We start from the raw sequence: 11,923 nt of genomic DNA on the forward strand, positions 1-11,923 counted from the left end.
GGCTGTTATTAGTTAATCGTGGTTTGCAACTGGTACTTTTGCACCCTGATTCAAATTTCAATTAACTGCTGCAGGCTCAATGAATATTATTTCTGTCGAAAATTTAGCTAAATCCTTTACCGATAAGCCCCTATTTACCAACCTAACCTTTGGCCTTAGTCAAGGCGAAAAAGCAGCCATCATCGGGGTGAATGGGTGTGGCAAATCGACGCTTCTTAAGACCATTGCCGGCTGGGAAGCGCCAGACGGCGGTAAAGTGTCCACCCGAAAAGACTTCAAGGTTTCTTACCTGCCACAGCAGCCGGAGTTTGATCCACAAACATCCATTTTAGATACCCTCTTCGAAGCCAACTCCCCAATGATTCGGGCCATTCGTGATTACGAAGAGGCCATGTACCAGGCGGAGCACCACGGGAAAGATTTTCCAGAAGGTGTGCTTGAGAAAATGGATGAACTGCAAGCCTGGGACTTTGAAGCTTTTGTGCGCCAGGTAATCGGGCAAATGGGATTACTGGATGTAGATATACTCATGGGCACCCTCTCGGGCGGGCAAAAAAAGCGGGTGGCACTGGCCAAAATACTGATCGAACAGCCTGATGTGTTGCTGCTCGACGAACCTACCAACCATCTCGACCTGTCAACCGTGGAATGGTTAGAAAAGCACCTCGCCACGCAAAACACTACCCTCCTGCTCATTACCCACGACCGGTACTTTCTGGACAATGTCTGTAACCTCATCTTTGAGTTGGATGGCGGACAAATGAACCGCTACCAGGGCAACTACGCCTATTTCCTTGAGAAAAAAGCTGAACGGCAGGCACTCGAATCAACGGTTGTCGACAAGGCCCGCAACCTGATGAAAAAGGAGCTGGACTGGATCAGAAAACAGCCCAGAGCCAGGGGCACGAAAGCCAAGTACAGAGTGGAGGCGTTTGAAGGAATCAAAGAAACAGCATCGAAAAAACTTGGCCAGGATAAAGTGGAGCTTCATGCCGAAGGCCGCCGACTGGGTGGTAAAATCATGGAGCTGAAGGATGTATCCCACGCCTACGACGATGTCACTATTCTCAATAAGTTCAATTACACCTTCAAGAAGAACGACAGGATCGGTATTGTCGGCAAAAACGGTGCTGGTAAAACAACTTTTCTTAACATCCTCACCGGCAAGCAGTTGCCAAATACTGGCACTACCGACAAAGGTGTCAATACCATGTTTGGGTACTATACCCAGGAAGATTTTACGTTCGACGATAGCCAGAAAGTAATTGAGGCTGTAAAAGAAGTGGCTGAGGTGCATCCGGGGCCTGACGGCACAATCATTACTGCGTCGCAACTGCTTACGAGGTTTCTTTTCCCGCCTGAAAAGCAATATCAAATCATTGGAAAACTAAGTGGTGGTGAAAAGCGAAGATTGCAGCTCCTGCTCATCCTTGCCAAAAATCCGAACTTCTTAATCCTCGATGAGCCTACCAATGACCTCGACATCACAACGCTGAATGTGTTGGAAGACTTTCTCGAAGGCTTTCCCGGCTGCCTCATGGTGGTGTCTCACGACCGGTACTTCCTCGACCGCACCACCGACCACTTGTTTGTGTTCGAAGGCGGCGGAGTCATCCACGACTTCCCGGGCAACTACACCGACTTCCGTGAGCAACAAGCAGAGAAAGCGGCCAAGCTGGAAAAGCCTGCTCCTAAAGAAAAACCGAAAGAGGTAGCCAAGCCAACCGAAAAAAAAGCGCTCTCATATAAAGAGAAAAGAGAACTGGAAGGCATTGAAGCCGAGCTGAAGGAGTTAGAAGAAAAGAAGAAAGGGTTCATCCTTCAACTAAACAGTGGAAATGGGTCACACGAGGAGCTTACCGAATGGGCGTCAAAAATAGAAGAAATTGATACCTTGCTGGAAGAAAAGGAGCTCAGGTGGCTTGAGCTCTCTGAGCTAAACGCATAATACATGCTGCAAACAGGCAAGAAAGAGGCTGAAATAATCAAAAAAGCTATTGCTCATTGGAAGGATTCCGGCCTTATCGATGAAAAAACTTCTGACAAGCTCGCTAACGATGTGCAGCCCGTTGGCTTCGACTGGCAAAAACTGGCCTTCTACGCCTTCCTGTTTGCTATTGGCTCCATCATTGTCAGTGTTTTTCTTTTGCTGGCGGACGAATGGATTCTCCAATTCATAGAAGACCTGATAGATGCGCCTCACTGGGTAAAAAGCCTGCTTTTTGCTGCCTTAGCCTTTGGTTTGTATGCATTTGGCTACAGACGTAAAACCAGTAAACCAGATCAGATTTACAGTAACGAAACACTCTTCATTCTGGGCGTGATAAGTACTGCTGTCTCCGCTACCTTTCTTGGCCTGCAGTTTGACACCGGATCCGGGCATTTCTCCCTGCTTATTCTTTTGCTCACGGCCATCTATGCCGTGGTGGCCTACAGTCTTTGGTCGCAGGTCATCTGGCTTTTCTTTCTAGTGGCCTTTGGTGCATGGTTTGGGACAGAAACAGGTTACGTCACTAACTGGGAAGGTTTGTTCTGGGGCATGAACTACCCGCTGCGGTATACGGTATTCAGTTTCCTAATAGTAGGTGGCTCTTTTCTGATCGGGCGCACAAAATTATCCCCATTTCAGCCTATCACGTACGGATTTGGCCTATTTCAGCTATTTACCTCTCTTTGGTTTCTGTCCATTTTTGGCAACCACACCGATTTTAATATCTGGAGCCAGGTTAGCCAGGTGGAGTTGTGGGCTTGGGCAGTACTCATGGCAGCGGTTAGTGTAGGGGCTATCATTTATGGATTAAAGAATGACGATTTTCTTAGCAGGGACTTTGGTATTGTTTTTTTACTCATCAACCTGCTATCACGCTATGTAGAGTACGGATGGGACACGCTGCACAAAGCCGTTTTTTTCATGATTCTTGCTGTGGCTTTCTGGCTGCTTGGGAAAAAAGCAGAGACCATCTGGAACCTCGGCAGAAAAAAGAAATAGCCGCCCGGTAAGTTTGACCCCACCAGACGGCTACAATATTCCCAGGCCCTGTTTCTTACTTCAAAAGGAGTCCAATGGTAAATCCTGCTGACACCGCAATTGGAAAGTCTCTTCCACCGGCAGCGTGACTGTAGCTGTATCTTCCCTCGCCACCGCTGTTGAACCCATAGCCCAGGCCGACATGGTAGTCGAGGCTCATAATGTCTGCCAGCACGTATTGACGGCCGTAGTTCAGCAGAATAGCCACAGCAGAATAATCTTCCCTGTTCCTCGACTCATTACCAGTAAATTCGTCGTACACAATATTGTCCTGTGTAAAAAAGCTCATAGCCACCTCAGGCCTGATGTATTTTCCACTTAGCAAGTGCGATCCTTTCATACCGTCAGCTACAAAATCTGGGTTTAGCTTAAACTTAGGCCCCACTCTGAAAAGCACGCCACTTGGGTCAATTTCGTTTGGATCCAGGCCTAGGCCGATAATCCCTACTTTGGCTTCCCATGACACCCAGTCTTTGATATATCTTTCATATCCAAAGGTGGTGTTGCCTGTCAATGGAGAGAAAAACTCCATTTTGATGATACTCTTTTTCTGCGATTCGAAATCCGTAACAATTTGCTGCGCATTGGCCGCTCCTGACACCAGGAGAAGGGCCGAGACTAAAAAATTCTTCATGGTCATTCTATTTGTTGATTAAATAATCCGTTTTCTAAAAAGTAATCTACCGAATACAAAGTGCGTGCCAAAACAAAAAAACCGGGTCAGTTTCCCGATCCGGCTCTTCCACTTTAATACTGGGTTAAATTACTTGGCCGCTACAAGGGTTACGTCAAGTACAAATTCGTCGTAAATCACTTTGTCTCCTATCTCTGCAAAAAAGCTTTTGGAGCCATACTTTACATTAAATTTAGACCTGTCCACAGTAATCTTAGAGGTGGCAGTTACTTTGCTTCCATTGACAGCTAACTCTGCAGGAAAAGTGATTTTCTCAGTTGTTCCTTTGATAGTAATGTCGCCGGTCACATCGTATTTGTTGTTACCTGTCGATTTCACGCTGGTAATTTTGAAAGATGCGGTGGGGTAAGTGGCTACTCCAAAAAAGTCGTCAGACTTAAGGTGCCCTTCCAATTTGCCTTTGTATTCACCTTCGAGATCTGTGTCTACAATTGAGTTCATGTCGATAGTGAACGAACCGCCTGCAAATTTGTCGCCGTCGAACTGAAGGTCACCCTGAGAAAGGTTGATGGTGCCTGTATGACTTCCTGCCAGCTTCTCGCCGGTCCAGATTACCTTGCTTTCTACTGTGTTTACTTTGTAAACAGCCTTTGTGTCAGCTGCTGGGTTGGTTAAAAGAAGAACCAATGAAGTGAAAATCGTGCTTAACATAAGTTTTTAGTTATTTGATGATACAAATGTATGTACATATATGTATATACACGAACATAGCTAAAAATGTTTCATCGTTATTGAAAATATTTTCAAAAGTGGGGGTTGGCTGGCTTGGGCCTATATTCTGGACAGCACTTTTTTGATCAGGCCGTCTACAACCTTCAGGGGGTTCTTTGAAAAGGTACCTTTTGCTCTGTTCACAACAATCGCATTAAGGCTGATCATGTTATGTCCCATCATACGAGACAAACCATAGTAGCCTGCGGTTTCCATTTCAAAATTGGTGATCCAAAAATCGCCCTCGTGAAAGTACATCAGCTGATCCACCAAATTAGGATGCTTGATGGGCAGGCGAAGTGCTCTCCCTTGCGGCGCATAAAACCCGGGTGCGGTAACCGTATTTCCCTTGACCATGTCAAAGGCGTATTTTTCGATCAATTTTTCGGATCCGCTGATGATATACGGCATGAACTCCAAAGAGATGGCCTCTTTCAGCTTGGCCGCTATCTTTGTTTCCCTGGCCGACTGATGGTAAGGATAAAAAAAGCCAAGTGTGTCAAAGCCGATGGCGTTCTCTGAGACAACATAACTTCCCAATTTGATATCCTCCTGCATGGCGCCAGAAGTGCCTATACGAATAATATTAAGACTCTTGAGTTTCTTCTTTGGCTCCCGTTTGGCCAGGTCAATATTGACCAGCGCATCGAGTTCGGTCAATAGTATCTCAACGTTGTCGGTGCCAATGCCAGAGCTGATAACTGTCACTCTCTTTTTGTTGAGATAGCCAGTGTGAGTAATGAACTCCCGCTTGTTCATCTCAAACTCTATTGAGTCGAAATATTGACTTACCTGATGCACCCGGCCTGGGTCTCCTACTGCTATGATGGTATCAGCAATGTGCTCAGGCCTGAGGCTGAGATGGTAGACACTACCATCGGAATTGAGGATAAGCTCTGACTCAGGAATTTTTGCCATCAGCGCTCGTCGGTTGCACCTTGCGGTTCTTCTTTCTTCCTGTACAGTCCTCTGTAAGGATTATAACCATTCATCTCCTTCTGGTAGTAGCCGGTGCCATCATACGGTCTTTTATCGGAATGAGATTTGCATTCTTCGGAACAAGCACCTTCCATTTCCCATCCACATTTCTCACAGATTGGGACATGGCGATTGCATTCAGCATTGGCGCAGTTCACCATGCGGTCGCTATGTGTGCCACATACGTAGCAGGTTGACACTACCTTCGGATTAACCTTATTCACCTCTACCGCCACCCGGTTATCAAACACATAGCACTTTCCTTCGAAGTCCTCACCCTGCGTAGCCTCTTCCATGCCGTATTTGATAATGCCCCCATGAAGCTGGTAGACGTTTTCAAAGCCCTGCTCCAGCAAAAAGGCGCTGGCCTTTTCACACTTAATACCACCGGTGCAATAGGTGACAATTTTTTTATCTTTCAAAGCCTTCAACTCTTCCACTTTTTCAGGGAAGTCACGGAAGTTTTCGATATCAAGCGTGATGGCATCTTTGAACTTACCCAGGGAGTGCTCATAGTTGGACCTGACATCCAAAATGACGACATCATCTGTCTTATTCTTCAGAATTTCCTTGAACTCAGCAGGCTCCACATAAGTGCCTGTGCGCTGATTAGGATCGATATGACTCAGGCTTGAGTGAACAATCTCCGGCTTCACACGCACATGCAGCTTTGCAAAGGCATTGGCATCGTTGTGATCCACCTTGAAGTCGGTATGGGCGAACCTGGGGTCGGCCTTTAGGTCGTCTATGTAGCGCTGGCAATCTTCTCTGCCCCCACTAATGGTTCCGTTGATGCCTTCGTGGGCGATGATGATTCTTCCCTTCAGGTTGTTTTCGATACAGTAAAGGTGATGCTGCTCTCTGAACGCCTCCGGATGCTCGATCCTGGCATAGCAGTAATAAAGAAGTATGCTGTAATTTTTCATTTTTATAACTCTGCCTTGCTTCAACAAGGTGTTATTTGTTTTTGCTATCGGCTGTTGACCTTTAGCTATTAGTTTTAACTTACTTAACGGCTTGCGCCGGGTTTCCAAATACTGTTTCTCCGTCTTTCACGCTGGCAATAACAACTGAACCTGCCCCAATCCTGGCTTTTTTACCAATTTTCACGCCTGCCACAATTGTTACTCCGCTTCCGACAAATGCTTCATCTGCTATCTCCACATTGGAATTGATAATGCTACCAATGCCTATCTGTACATAGTCGCCCAGTTTGGACATGGACCCAACCACAGCATTTGAGTGAATCACACAATGCTGCCCAATGGTTGCTCCGCCTTCCACAATAGCGCCTGAGTTGATCATATTGCCATGCCCAAGGGATACCGACACGCCCAGCACGGCTCTTTTATGCACGGCATTCACTGGCTGCACTTGCCTCCTTTCGTTGAGCATTTTCACCATCGACTTCCTGTAGGCATTGTCATCGCTGGCCACAAAGGCGTCACATTTCTTCCCAATCAACTTCAGAAAACCATCATCATCTGGCCTGCCCAGAATAGAGATACTATTGAGCTCTGTGCCATGCCTGGAAGCATCCTCCTCCAAAAACCCATATATCGTCACGCCATTGCTTTCGAAAATCTCCATCGCATGGTGCCCCATGGGGCCTGTTCCGAATATGATTACCGGGTTGATCATTTTTATCTATTAGTTGCTTTGAGTTTTGAGAGTGCAAAGGTAGGGCTATTGGCCTTATCATCAAACACCTGAGTTACCTTCCAAAAGCTTCAATTTACTAATTTTTGACAGCCACGGGTGTTGGAAAGAAGCAAGAAAAATAAGCATGGGGTAAAAAGCCAGTCGATACCTCGAAAGAGAGCCGTAGTTAGGCGTTGAGAGTGTGATCATGCTGGAGGTGAAGAGGATGTAAGCCAACAACGGCATCCAAATAAAGACCGGAAGTCTTTTGCGAAGCCCCGAATTCGTAAAAAAGAGCGTCAGCAGCAACACCGGCTCAAGCAGAAGAAGAATTTCCGAAGTAGCATTGACCTCCCAGAGAAATGGGCCAAACATCCCTGCGACAGCACCCAACATAGCCTGCAACACAATCTGTGGCCACTGCCACAACGTACCCAGGCCCAAAACAACATGCTCCGGCATCGACTGAGCCACAATCGCCGCATGGTTGTCGGTGAATGCCTTCACCACATATCCAGGATTGAAACTTGTGTCGGCATAGCTAAAAGCAACGACAAGCGATACAATTGAGATGACACCGGCAATGCCCAGCGCCCAGCGCAATGCAGGCTTTTGCATATACTTTTGAAGAACCTTGAAGAGCATTGTGCCGAACAAGAATGGAAGCAGGCTGAGCAAAACGAAAATACGCAGCTTTGCCAGCACCACCATGGCCAACACCAGCAAAGCCACATGCAAAAGCCAGCTGGAACGATTTCCACTAAAAAAAGGCACAACTGCGCCAAACAATATGCTGATCCCGGCAAGCATAAGTGTTTCTTTTGAAAGCCCGCTGCCCCATATAGCTATGCTTGGCCAAAGGAAGAAAATGAGAATTACCGGCCACCGGATATCAACACCTGTCAGGTATACTCTTTTGACGAGGTAAACGACCGACAAAAAGCTGATGAAAGTAAAAAATACACTACTGAGCCAGATACTACTACCAAGCACCATGTATAAAACCACAATGATCTTCACAAAGAAAAAGGTTCGGTTTTGGGGAGTTGCCTTGGCTGCCGGATCGGCTTCCTGCGCCAGGAAATCCCAAACCGAATAGCCCGACCGAATATCCTCCAGGTATTCGGTTGCCTTCTCATTGTAGTAGAAAAGGTCACCTTCATGTCGAACCTCCAGGTAGTAGAGCATAGCTACCATGCCCGCAGCCACTTTCATTGACATAAGCACCAGAGTGGCCCTGGTTCCAAAAACTGGCCTGGCATATTGCAGACAGGCCCAGCCGATGATCACAAGGAGAAAAGAACCGACGATCATATTAGTGGTTTTGCCTGATAAGGTGAGTGCCTATTTGGCATGAAAGGCATCTTCTGGGCTGGCAGTAGTGCTGGTAGAGTTCAAGAAAAGCTTGAGACTCATAGGCCGTGGGCTTTTCGACAGGCAAGAAAGAAAGCTTTCTGGTAATGGTGTTTTCCTCAAACTGCAGCTGGTTAAGCAGCAGCAATGCCTTTTCCTCTAGCTCAGTACTCCCCTGCTCCTTTGCATAGGCGAATAACAATGGCACCACACAGTTGATGAGCAAGATGTCTATGCTCTTGCTGCCCACAAAAGCACTTGACCTGCTTGTTTTCCCTTTTTCCACTCCGGGCTCGTCCTTAGCAAATTGAAAATGCGTTGACCAATAGTCGGACACCTTTGATTTAAAAACGCCTCTGAGCCCGGCCAGATCTGAATCAACAAACACTGCAAAAAGCCGGGGCGACTGATGGATGATGGCTGCTAGTTGTGCCAGCCTGATCGTTGGAAAGTTGGCTGGCCGCATGCGCATAAACTTCCAGGGTATAGGAGGCAGTGTGGTGGCTATGAGCTGAAATTTGTGGTTGATGTAATCGAATCGTTCTTTGAGGGCCTTCGAGTAAAAGTCACTTGAGTCGTCATCAAGCAGCCCGGCAAGGCCCAGCAGGTAGGCCTCCAGGTCTTTCTTATCGAAAGCCAGCTTCTTCATCACCTTGTACGAAACCCGCTTGCTTAGCTGCTGAAAACCTTCCTCGTTCTTTTTGAAGCCAAAATACCGGATGAGGAAATGAACCGCTGTGGCATCCCAATCGCCACCGTACTTTTTCAGGAGTATCTCAACATCCTTTGTCTTTCGCTGCAAGCGCTCAACGAGCACCCGATCAATCATCGACTGCCTTTTTAAAGCGTCAATGTTTTTGATTTGTGTTTGGCAGGGCACATCCACTCGCTGCTGAATCAGGCCCTGATACTTCGAGAGTAGCTGCAGCGATACCCTGTCCTTTAGTTCCAGCTGCGGCACGTACGTACCGTCGGTTCTCAGTATCTCACGGTCTGCCTCCCAAACCACGTGGAGAACGACGCTGTCATATGCCTTATCAAACTGATGTTTGTGATTATGCCAGTCGCTGCTTTTGAGGTGTATCTCCACCTGACCATTCCACTCCATTTCCCCAATGCGCAGCCGGGCTTCCTTGAAATCTGGCCCTGCATCGGTGTTCAGAAAACCTTGCTTGCTAATCAGGACGGCCTGTCCGTCGGTAGTTCGTAGATCAGCGCTATCGAAGTATTGAAATTGCCAGATAAAATGGAGGAACTCTTCAGGAAACATCTTGTCATTGAAAAAGTAAATAGATTGGGCTGTCTAAAGCTTCACAGTCATCCAATTTATAAATACTTCTCCAACATATCATCCATTTGTTGCTGAAGATCCGTGGCAGCTAGCTTGGCTTTTTCAGCGAAATCGACGCCGTTACCTGCGTAGATAATGCCCCTTGCCGAATTCACCAGCAGTCCGCATTGGCTGTTCATGCCATATTTGCAGGTAGCTTCCAGATCGCCTCCCTGCGCACCAATGCCCGGCACCAGCAGAAAATGCTCCGGAGCAAGGGCTCTCACTTCTTTGAACATTTCGCCCCTGGTTGCGCCCACTACATACATCATGTTATCGGCACTCCCCCACTGCTGGCTTGTTTCTATTACTTTCTCAAAAAGCTTCCTACCATCTGCCATTGGCTCGTTCTGGAAGTCAGCAAAGCCTTCGTTGCTGGTGAGCCCCAGCAGAATCACCCATTTATTATCAAACTGGAGAAAGGGCTTCACTGAGTCTCGTCCCATGTAAGGTGCTACAGTAAGGCTATCAAAGTTCATCGTCTCAAAAAATGCCTTTGCATACAAAGAAGAAGTGTTGCCGATATCACCCCTTTTAGCATCTGCTATGATGAAAATATCGTTGGGGATATAGTCCAGCGTTTTTTGCAGCGACTCCCAGCCTTTTGTTCCCATGGCTTCATAGAAAGCTATATTAGGTTTGTAGGCAACCGTTACATCTGCTGTCGCATCAATGATTTGCTTGTTGAATTCAAAGATGGGATCCTTCTCTTTGTGAAGATGTGAGGGAATCTTCGTGATATCTGTATCGAGGCCAACACATAAAAAAGAGCGCTTCTTCTTTATGTTGGTAAATAGTTCTTGACGGGTCATGTGGCAAAGATAAACATATACGGCATTTGACATGCCAGGAATTTTGTTTCAATCGAACCCCCATTAGTCTATGTTTCGCTTGTCTTACGCATTCCCAGGCCGCATATTGCATACATTCTCCATTTGTTCAAAGGCTAGCTATTTTTTTTGGCCGGCCAAATCAAAAAAGACATGTTTCCAAATTCCAGCTCTTCCATTGAGCTCAGCCGGTCGGCACTGCAAAACAATATCCAGTTTATACGGAGCCTTGTAGGCCCCGAGGTGATCATTTCATCCGTGCTGAAGGGGAATGCCTATGGGCATGGCATTAAGCATATGGTGCCGGAACTCGAGCGACTTGGTGTTCGCCATTTTTCTGTGTTTGGTTCATTCGAAGCACTGGACGTGGCTAGTTTCAGTACCGAGTCATCGACGATTTTGATCATGGGTGATATTCTTGACGATCATCTACCGTGGATAATTGAAAATGATGTCGAGTGTTTTGTATTTAACGTAATAAGACTCGGGGCTCTTTGCCAACAAGGTCGTCTGATGAAAAAGAAGGCCAGGATTCACCTCGAACTGGAAACCGGCATGAATCGCACTGGCATTAATCCGGACGAATGGGAAGAGATGGCACGACTGCTCAAAGAGTTTGAAGACTGCATTGAGGTAATCGGCATGTGTACACACCTGGCGGGTGCTGAGAGTGTTACCAACTTCAAGCGGATCCTTAATCAAAAAAGTCTTTTTAACGAGGGTGTATCATTTTTCAACCGTTCAGGCATTCGCCCGAAAATCCTTCACACTTCCTGCAGCGCCGGAGTGATCATGTACCCTGAGAATAACCTGGGTATGGTGAGGGTGGGGATTTTGCAGTATGGCCTTTGGCCAAGTCTGGAAACGCAGGTGAGTTATATGAGAGAGAATAAGCTGGCAGAAGATCCACTCAAGCGGGTGATCTCCTGGAAAAGCCATGTAATGGATATAAAACATGTGAAAATGGGCGAGTTTATTGGCTATGGCACTTCCTTTCTTGCGGAATACGATATGAGGGTAGCAAGCATACCCGTTGGCTATAGCTATGGCTTTAGTCGTGGTCTCAGCAACCAGGGCCGGGTGCTGATCAACGGCCACCGACTGAGTGTGGTGGGCGTAGTCAACATGAATATGTTTTTGGTGGAGATCACCCATGCTGAAGTAAAAATCGGCGACACGGTGACCCTGATAGGCAACGATGGAGACCTGTCGATTTCCGTTTCCCATTTTGGAAATTTGAGTGACCAGCTGAACTATGAGCTACTGACGAGGTTGGACAAGGATATACCGAGGGTGGTGGTGTGATCCCTGGCTGAATCAGCAATTTTTTCAATTAGGAAAAATACCCGCTTTGCAAT

General features: G+C 46.9%; 11 protein-coding genes. 3 read left to right on the top strand and 8 right to left on the bottom strand.

What is annotated here, in order from left to right:
- Positions 1-79 precede the first annotated feature (79 nt).
- Together GC130_RS13245 and GC130_RS13250 are read left to right on the top strand one after the other, a co-directional pair.
- Entirely contained in the window at positions 80-1,948 is a 1,869-nt protein-coding gene (locus GC130_RS13245) for an ABC-F family ATP-binding cassette domain-containing protein (RefSeq protein WP_151998801.1), read from the top strand.
- Between the two features lie 3 nt (positions 1,949-1,951).
- Positions 1,952-2,989, top strand: a complete 1,038-nt coding sequence (locus tag GC130_RS13250) for a DUF2157 domain-containing protein (protein WP_151998802.1) — start codon at positions 1,952-1,954, stop codon at positions 2,987-2,989.
- 55 nt (positions 2,990-3,044) lie between these two features.
- Here the strand turns inward: GC130_RS13250 and GC130_RS13255 are convergent, their stop codons facing one another.
- From GC130_RS13255 to pyrF, 8 genes are all read right to left on the bottom strand, one after another.
- Positions 3,045-3,662 carry a hypothetical protein gene (locus GC130_RS13255; protein WP_151998803.1) on the bottom strand — a complete coding sequence of 206 codons (618 nt, stop codon included), beginning with the start codon at positions 3,660-3,662 and terminating at the stop codon, positions 3,045-3,047.
- A 129-nt stretch (positions 3,663-3,791) separates the two neighbouring features.
- Positions 3,792-4,373 carry a YceI family protein gene (locus tag GC130_RS13260; protein ID WP_151998804.1) on the bottom strand — a complete coding sequence of 194 codons (582 nt, stop codon included), beginning with the start codon at positions 4,371-4,373 and terminating at the stop codon, positions 3,792-3,794.
- Between the two features lie 120 nt (positions 4,374-4,493).
- Positions 4,494-5,351, bottom strand: a complete 858-nt coding sequence (locus tag GC130_RS13265) for a nucleoside phosphorylase (RefSeq protein WP_151998805.1) — start codon at positions 5,349-5,351, stop codon at positions 4,494-4,496.
- Positions 5,351-6,337: a rhodanese-related sulfurtransferase gene (locus tag GC130_RS13270; protein WP_151998806.1), complete on the bottom strand. Its 987-nt coding sequence runs from the start codon at positions 6,335-6,337 to the stop codon at positions 5,351-5,353. The genes GC130_RS13265 and GC130_RS13270 overlap by 1 nt, the downstream gene beginning before the upstream one ends.
- Before the next feature lie 79 nt (positions 6,338-6,416).
- Positions 6,417-7,052 carry a NeuD/PglB/VioB family sugar acetyltransferase gene (locus GC130_RS13275; protein ID WP_151998807.1) on the bottom strand — a complete coding sequence of 212 codons (636 nt, stop codon included), beginning with the start codon at positions 7,050-7,052 and terminating at the stop codon, positions 6,417-6,419.
- 60 nt (positions 7,053-7,112) lie between these two features.
- The gene (locus GC130_RS13280; RefSeq protein WP_151998808.1) at positions 7,113-8,366 is read right to left on the bottom strand and encodes a hypothetical protein; all 1,254 of its coding nucleotides are present in this window, start codon (positions 8,364-8,366) and stop codon (positions 7,113-7,115) included.
- Between the two features lies 1 nt (position 8,367).
- The gene (locus tag GC130_RS13285; protein WP_151998809.1) at positions 8,368-9,675 is read right to left on the bottom strand and encodes a DUF2851 family protein; all 1,308 of its coding nucleotides are present in this window, start codon (positions 9,673-9,675) and stop codon (positions 8,368-8,370) included.
- A 56-nt stretch (positions 9,676-9,731) separates the two neighbouring features.
- Complete coding sequence (pyrF, locus tag GC130_RS13290; protein WP_151998810.1) at positions 9,732-10,547, bottom strand: orotidine-5'-phosphate decarboxylase; 816 nt, start codon at positions 10,545-10,547, stop codon at positions 9,732-9,734.
- A gap of 171 nt (positions 10,548-10,718) precedes the next feature.
- On the opposite strand from pyrF, the gene alr reads away from it, so the two are divergent.
- Positions 10,719-11,870: an alanine racemase gene (gene alr / locus GC130_RS13295; protein WP_151998811.1), complete on the top strand. Its 1,152-nt coding sequence runs from the start codon at positions 10,719-10,721 to the stop codon at positions 11,868-11,870.
- The last annotated feature ends 53 nt before the right edge of the window (positions 11,871-11,923 follow it).

This window comes from Imperialibacter sp. EC-SDR9, assembly GCF_902498805.1.
GTDB lineage: Bacteria > Bacteroidota > Bacteroidia > Cytophagales > Cyclobacteriaceae > Imperialibacter.

Excerpts from the sequence above, each read along its gene's own strand:
- GC130_RS13245 (WP_151998801.1), top strand. The coding sequence starts at position 80 with ATGAATATTATTTCTGTCGAAAATTTAGCTAAATCCTTTACCGATAAG.
- GC130_RS13250 (WP_151998802.1), top strand. The coding sequence starts at position 1,952 with ATGCTGCAAACAGGCAAGAAAGAGGCTGAAATAATCAAAAAAGCTATT.
- GC130_RS13255 (WP_151998803.1), bottom strand. The coding sequence starts at position 3,662 with ATGAAGAATTTTTTAGTCTCGGCCCTTCTCCTGGTGTCAGGAGCGGCC.
- GC130_RS13260 (WP_151998804.1), bottom strand. The coding sequence starts at position 4,373 with ATGTTAAGCACGATTTTCACTTCATTGGTTCTTCTTTTAACCAACCCA.
- GC130_RS13265 (WP_151998805.1), bottom strand. The coding sequence starts at position 5,351 with ATGGCAAAAATTCCTGAGTCAGAGCTTATCCTCAATTCCGATGGTAGT.
- GC130_RS13270 (WP_151998806.1), bottom strand. The coding sequence starts at position 6,337 with ATGAAAAATTACAGCATACTTCTTTATTACTGCTATGCCAGGATCGAG.
- GC130_RS13275 (WP_151998807.1), bottom strand. The coding sequence starts at position 7,052 with ATGATCAACCCGGTAATCATATTCGGAACAGGCCCCATGGGGCACCAT.
- GC130_RS13280 (WP_151998808.1), bottom strand. The coding sequence starts at position 8,366 with ATGATCGTCGGTTCTTTTCTCCTTGTGATCATCGGCTGGGCCTGTCTG.
- GC130_RS13285 (WP_151998809.1), bottom strand. The coding sequence starts at position 9,675 with ATGTTTCCTGAAGAGTTCCTCCATTTTATCTGGCAATTTCAATACTTC.
- pyrF (WP_151998810.1), bottom strand. The coding sequence starts at position 10,547 with ATGACCCGTCAAGAACTATTTACCAACATAAAGAAGAAGCGCTCTTTT.
- alr (WP_151998811.1), top strand. The coding sequence starts at position 10,719 with ATGTTTCCAAATTCCAGCTCTTCCATTGAGCTCAGCCGGTCGGCACTG.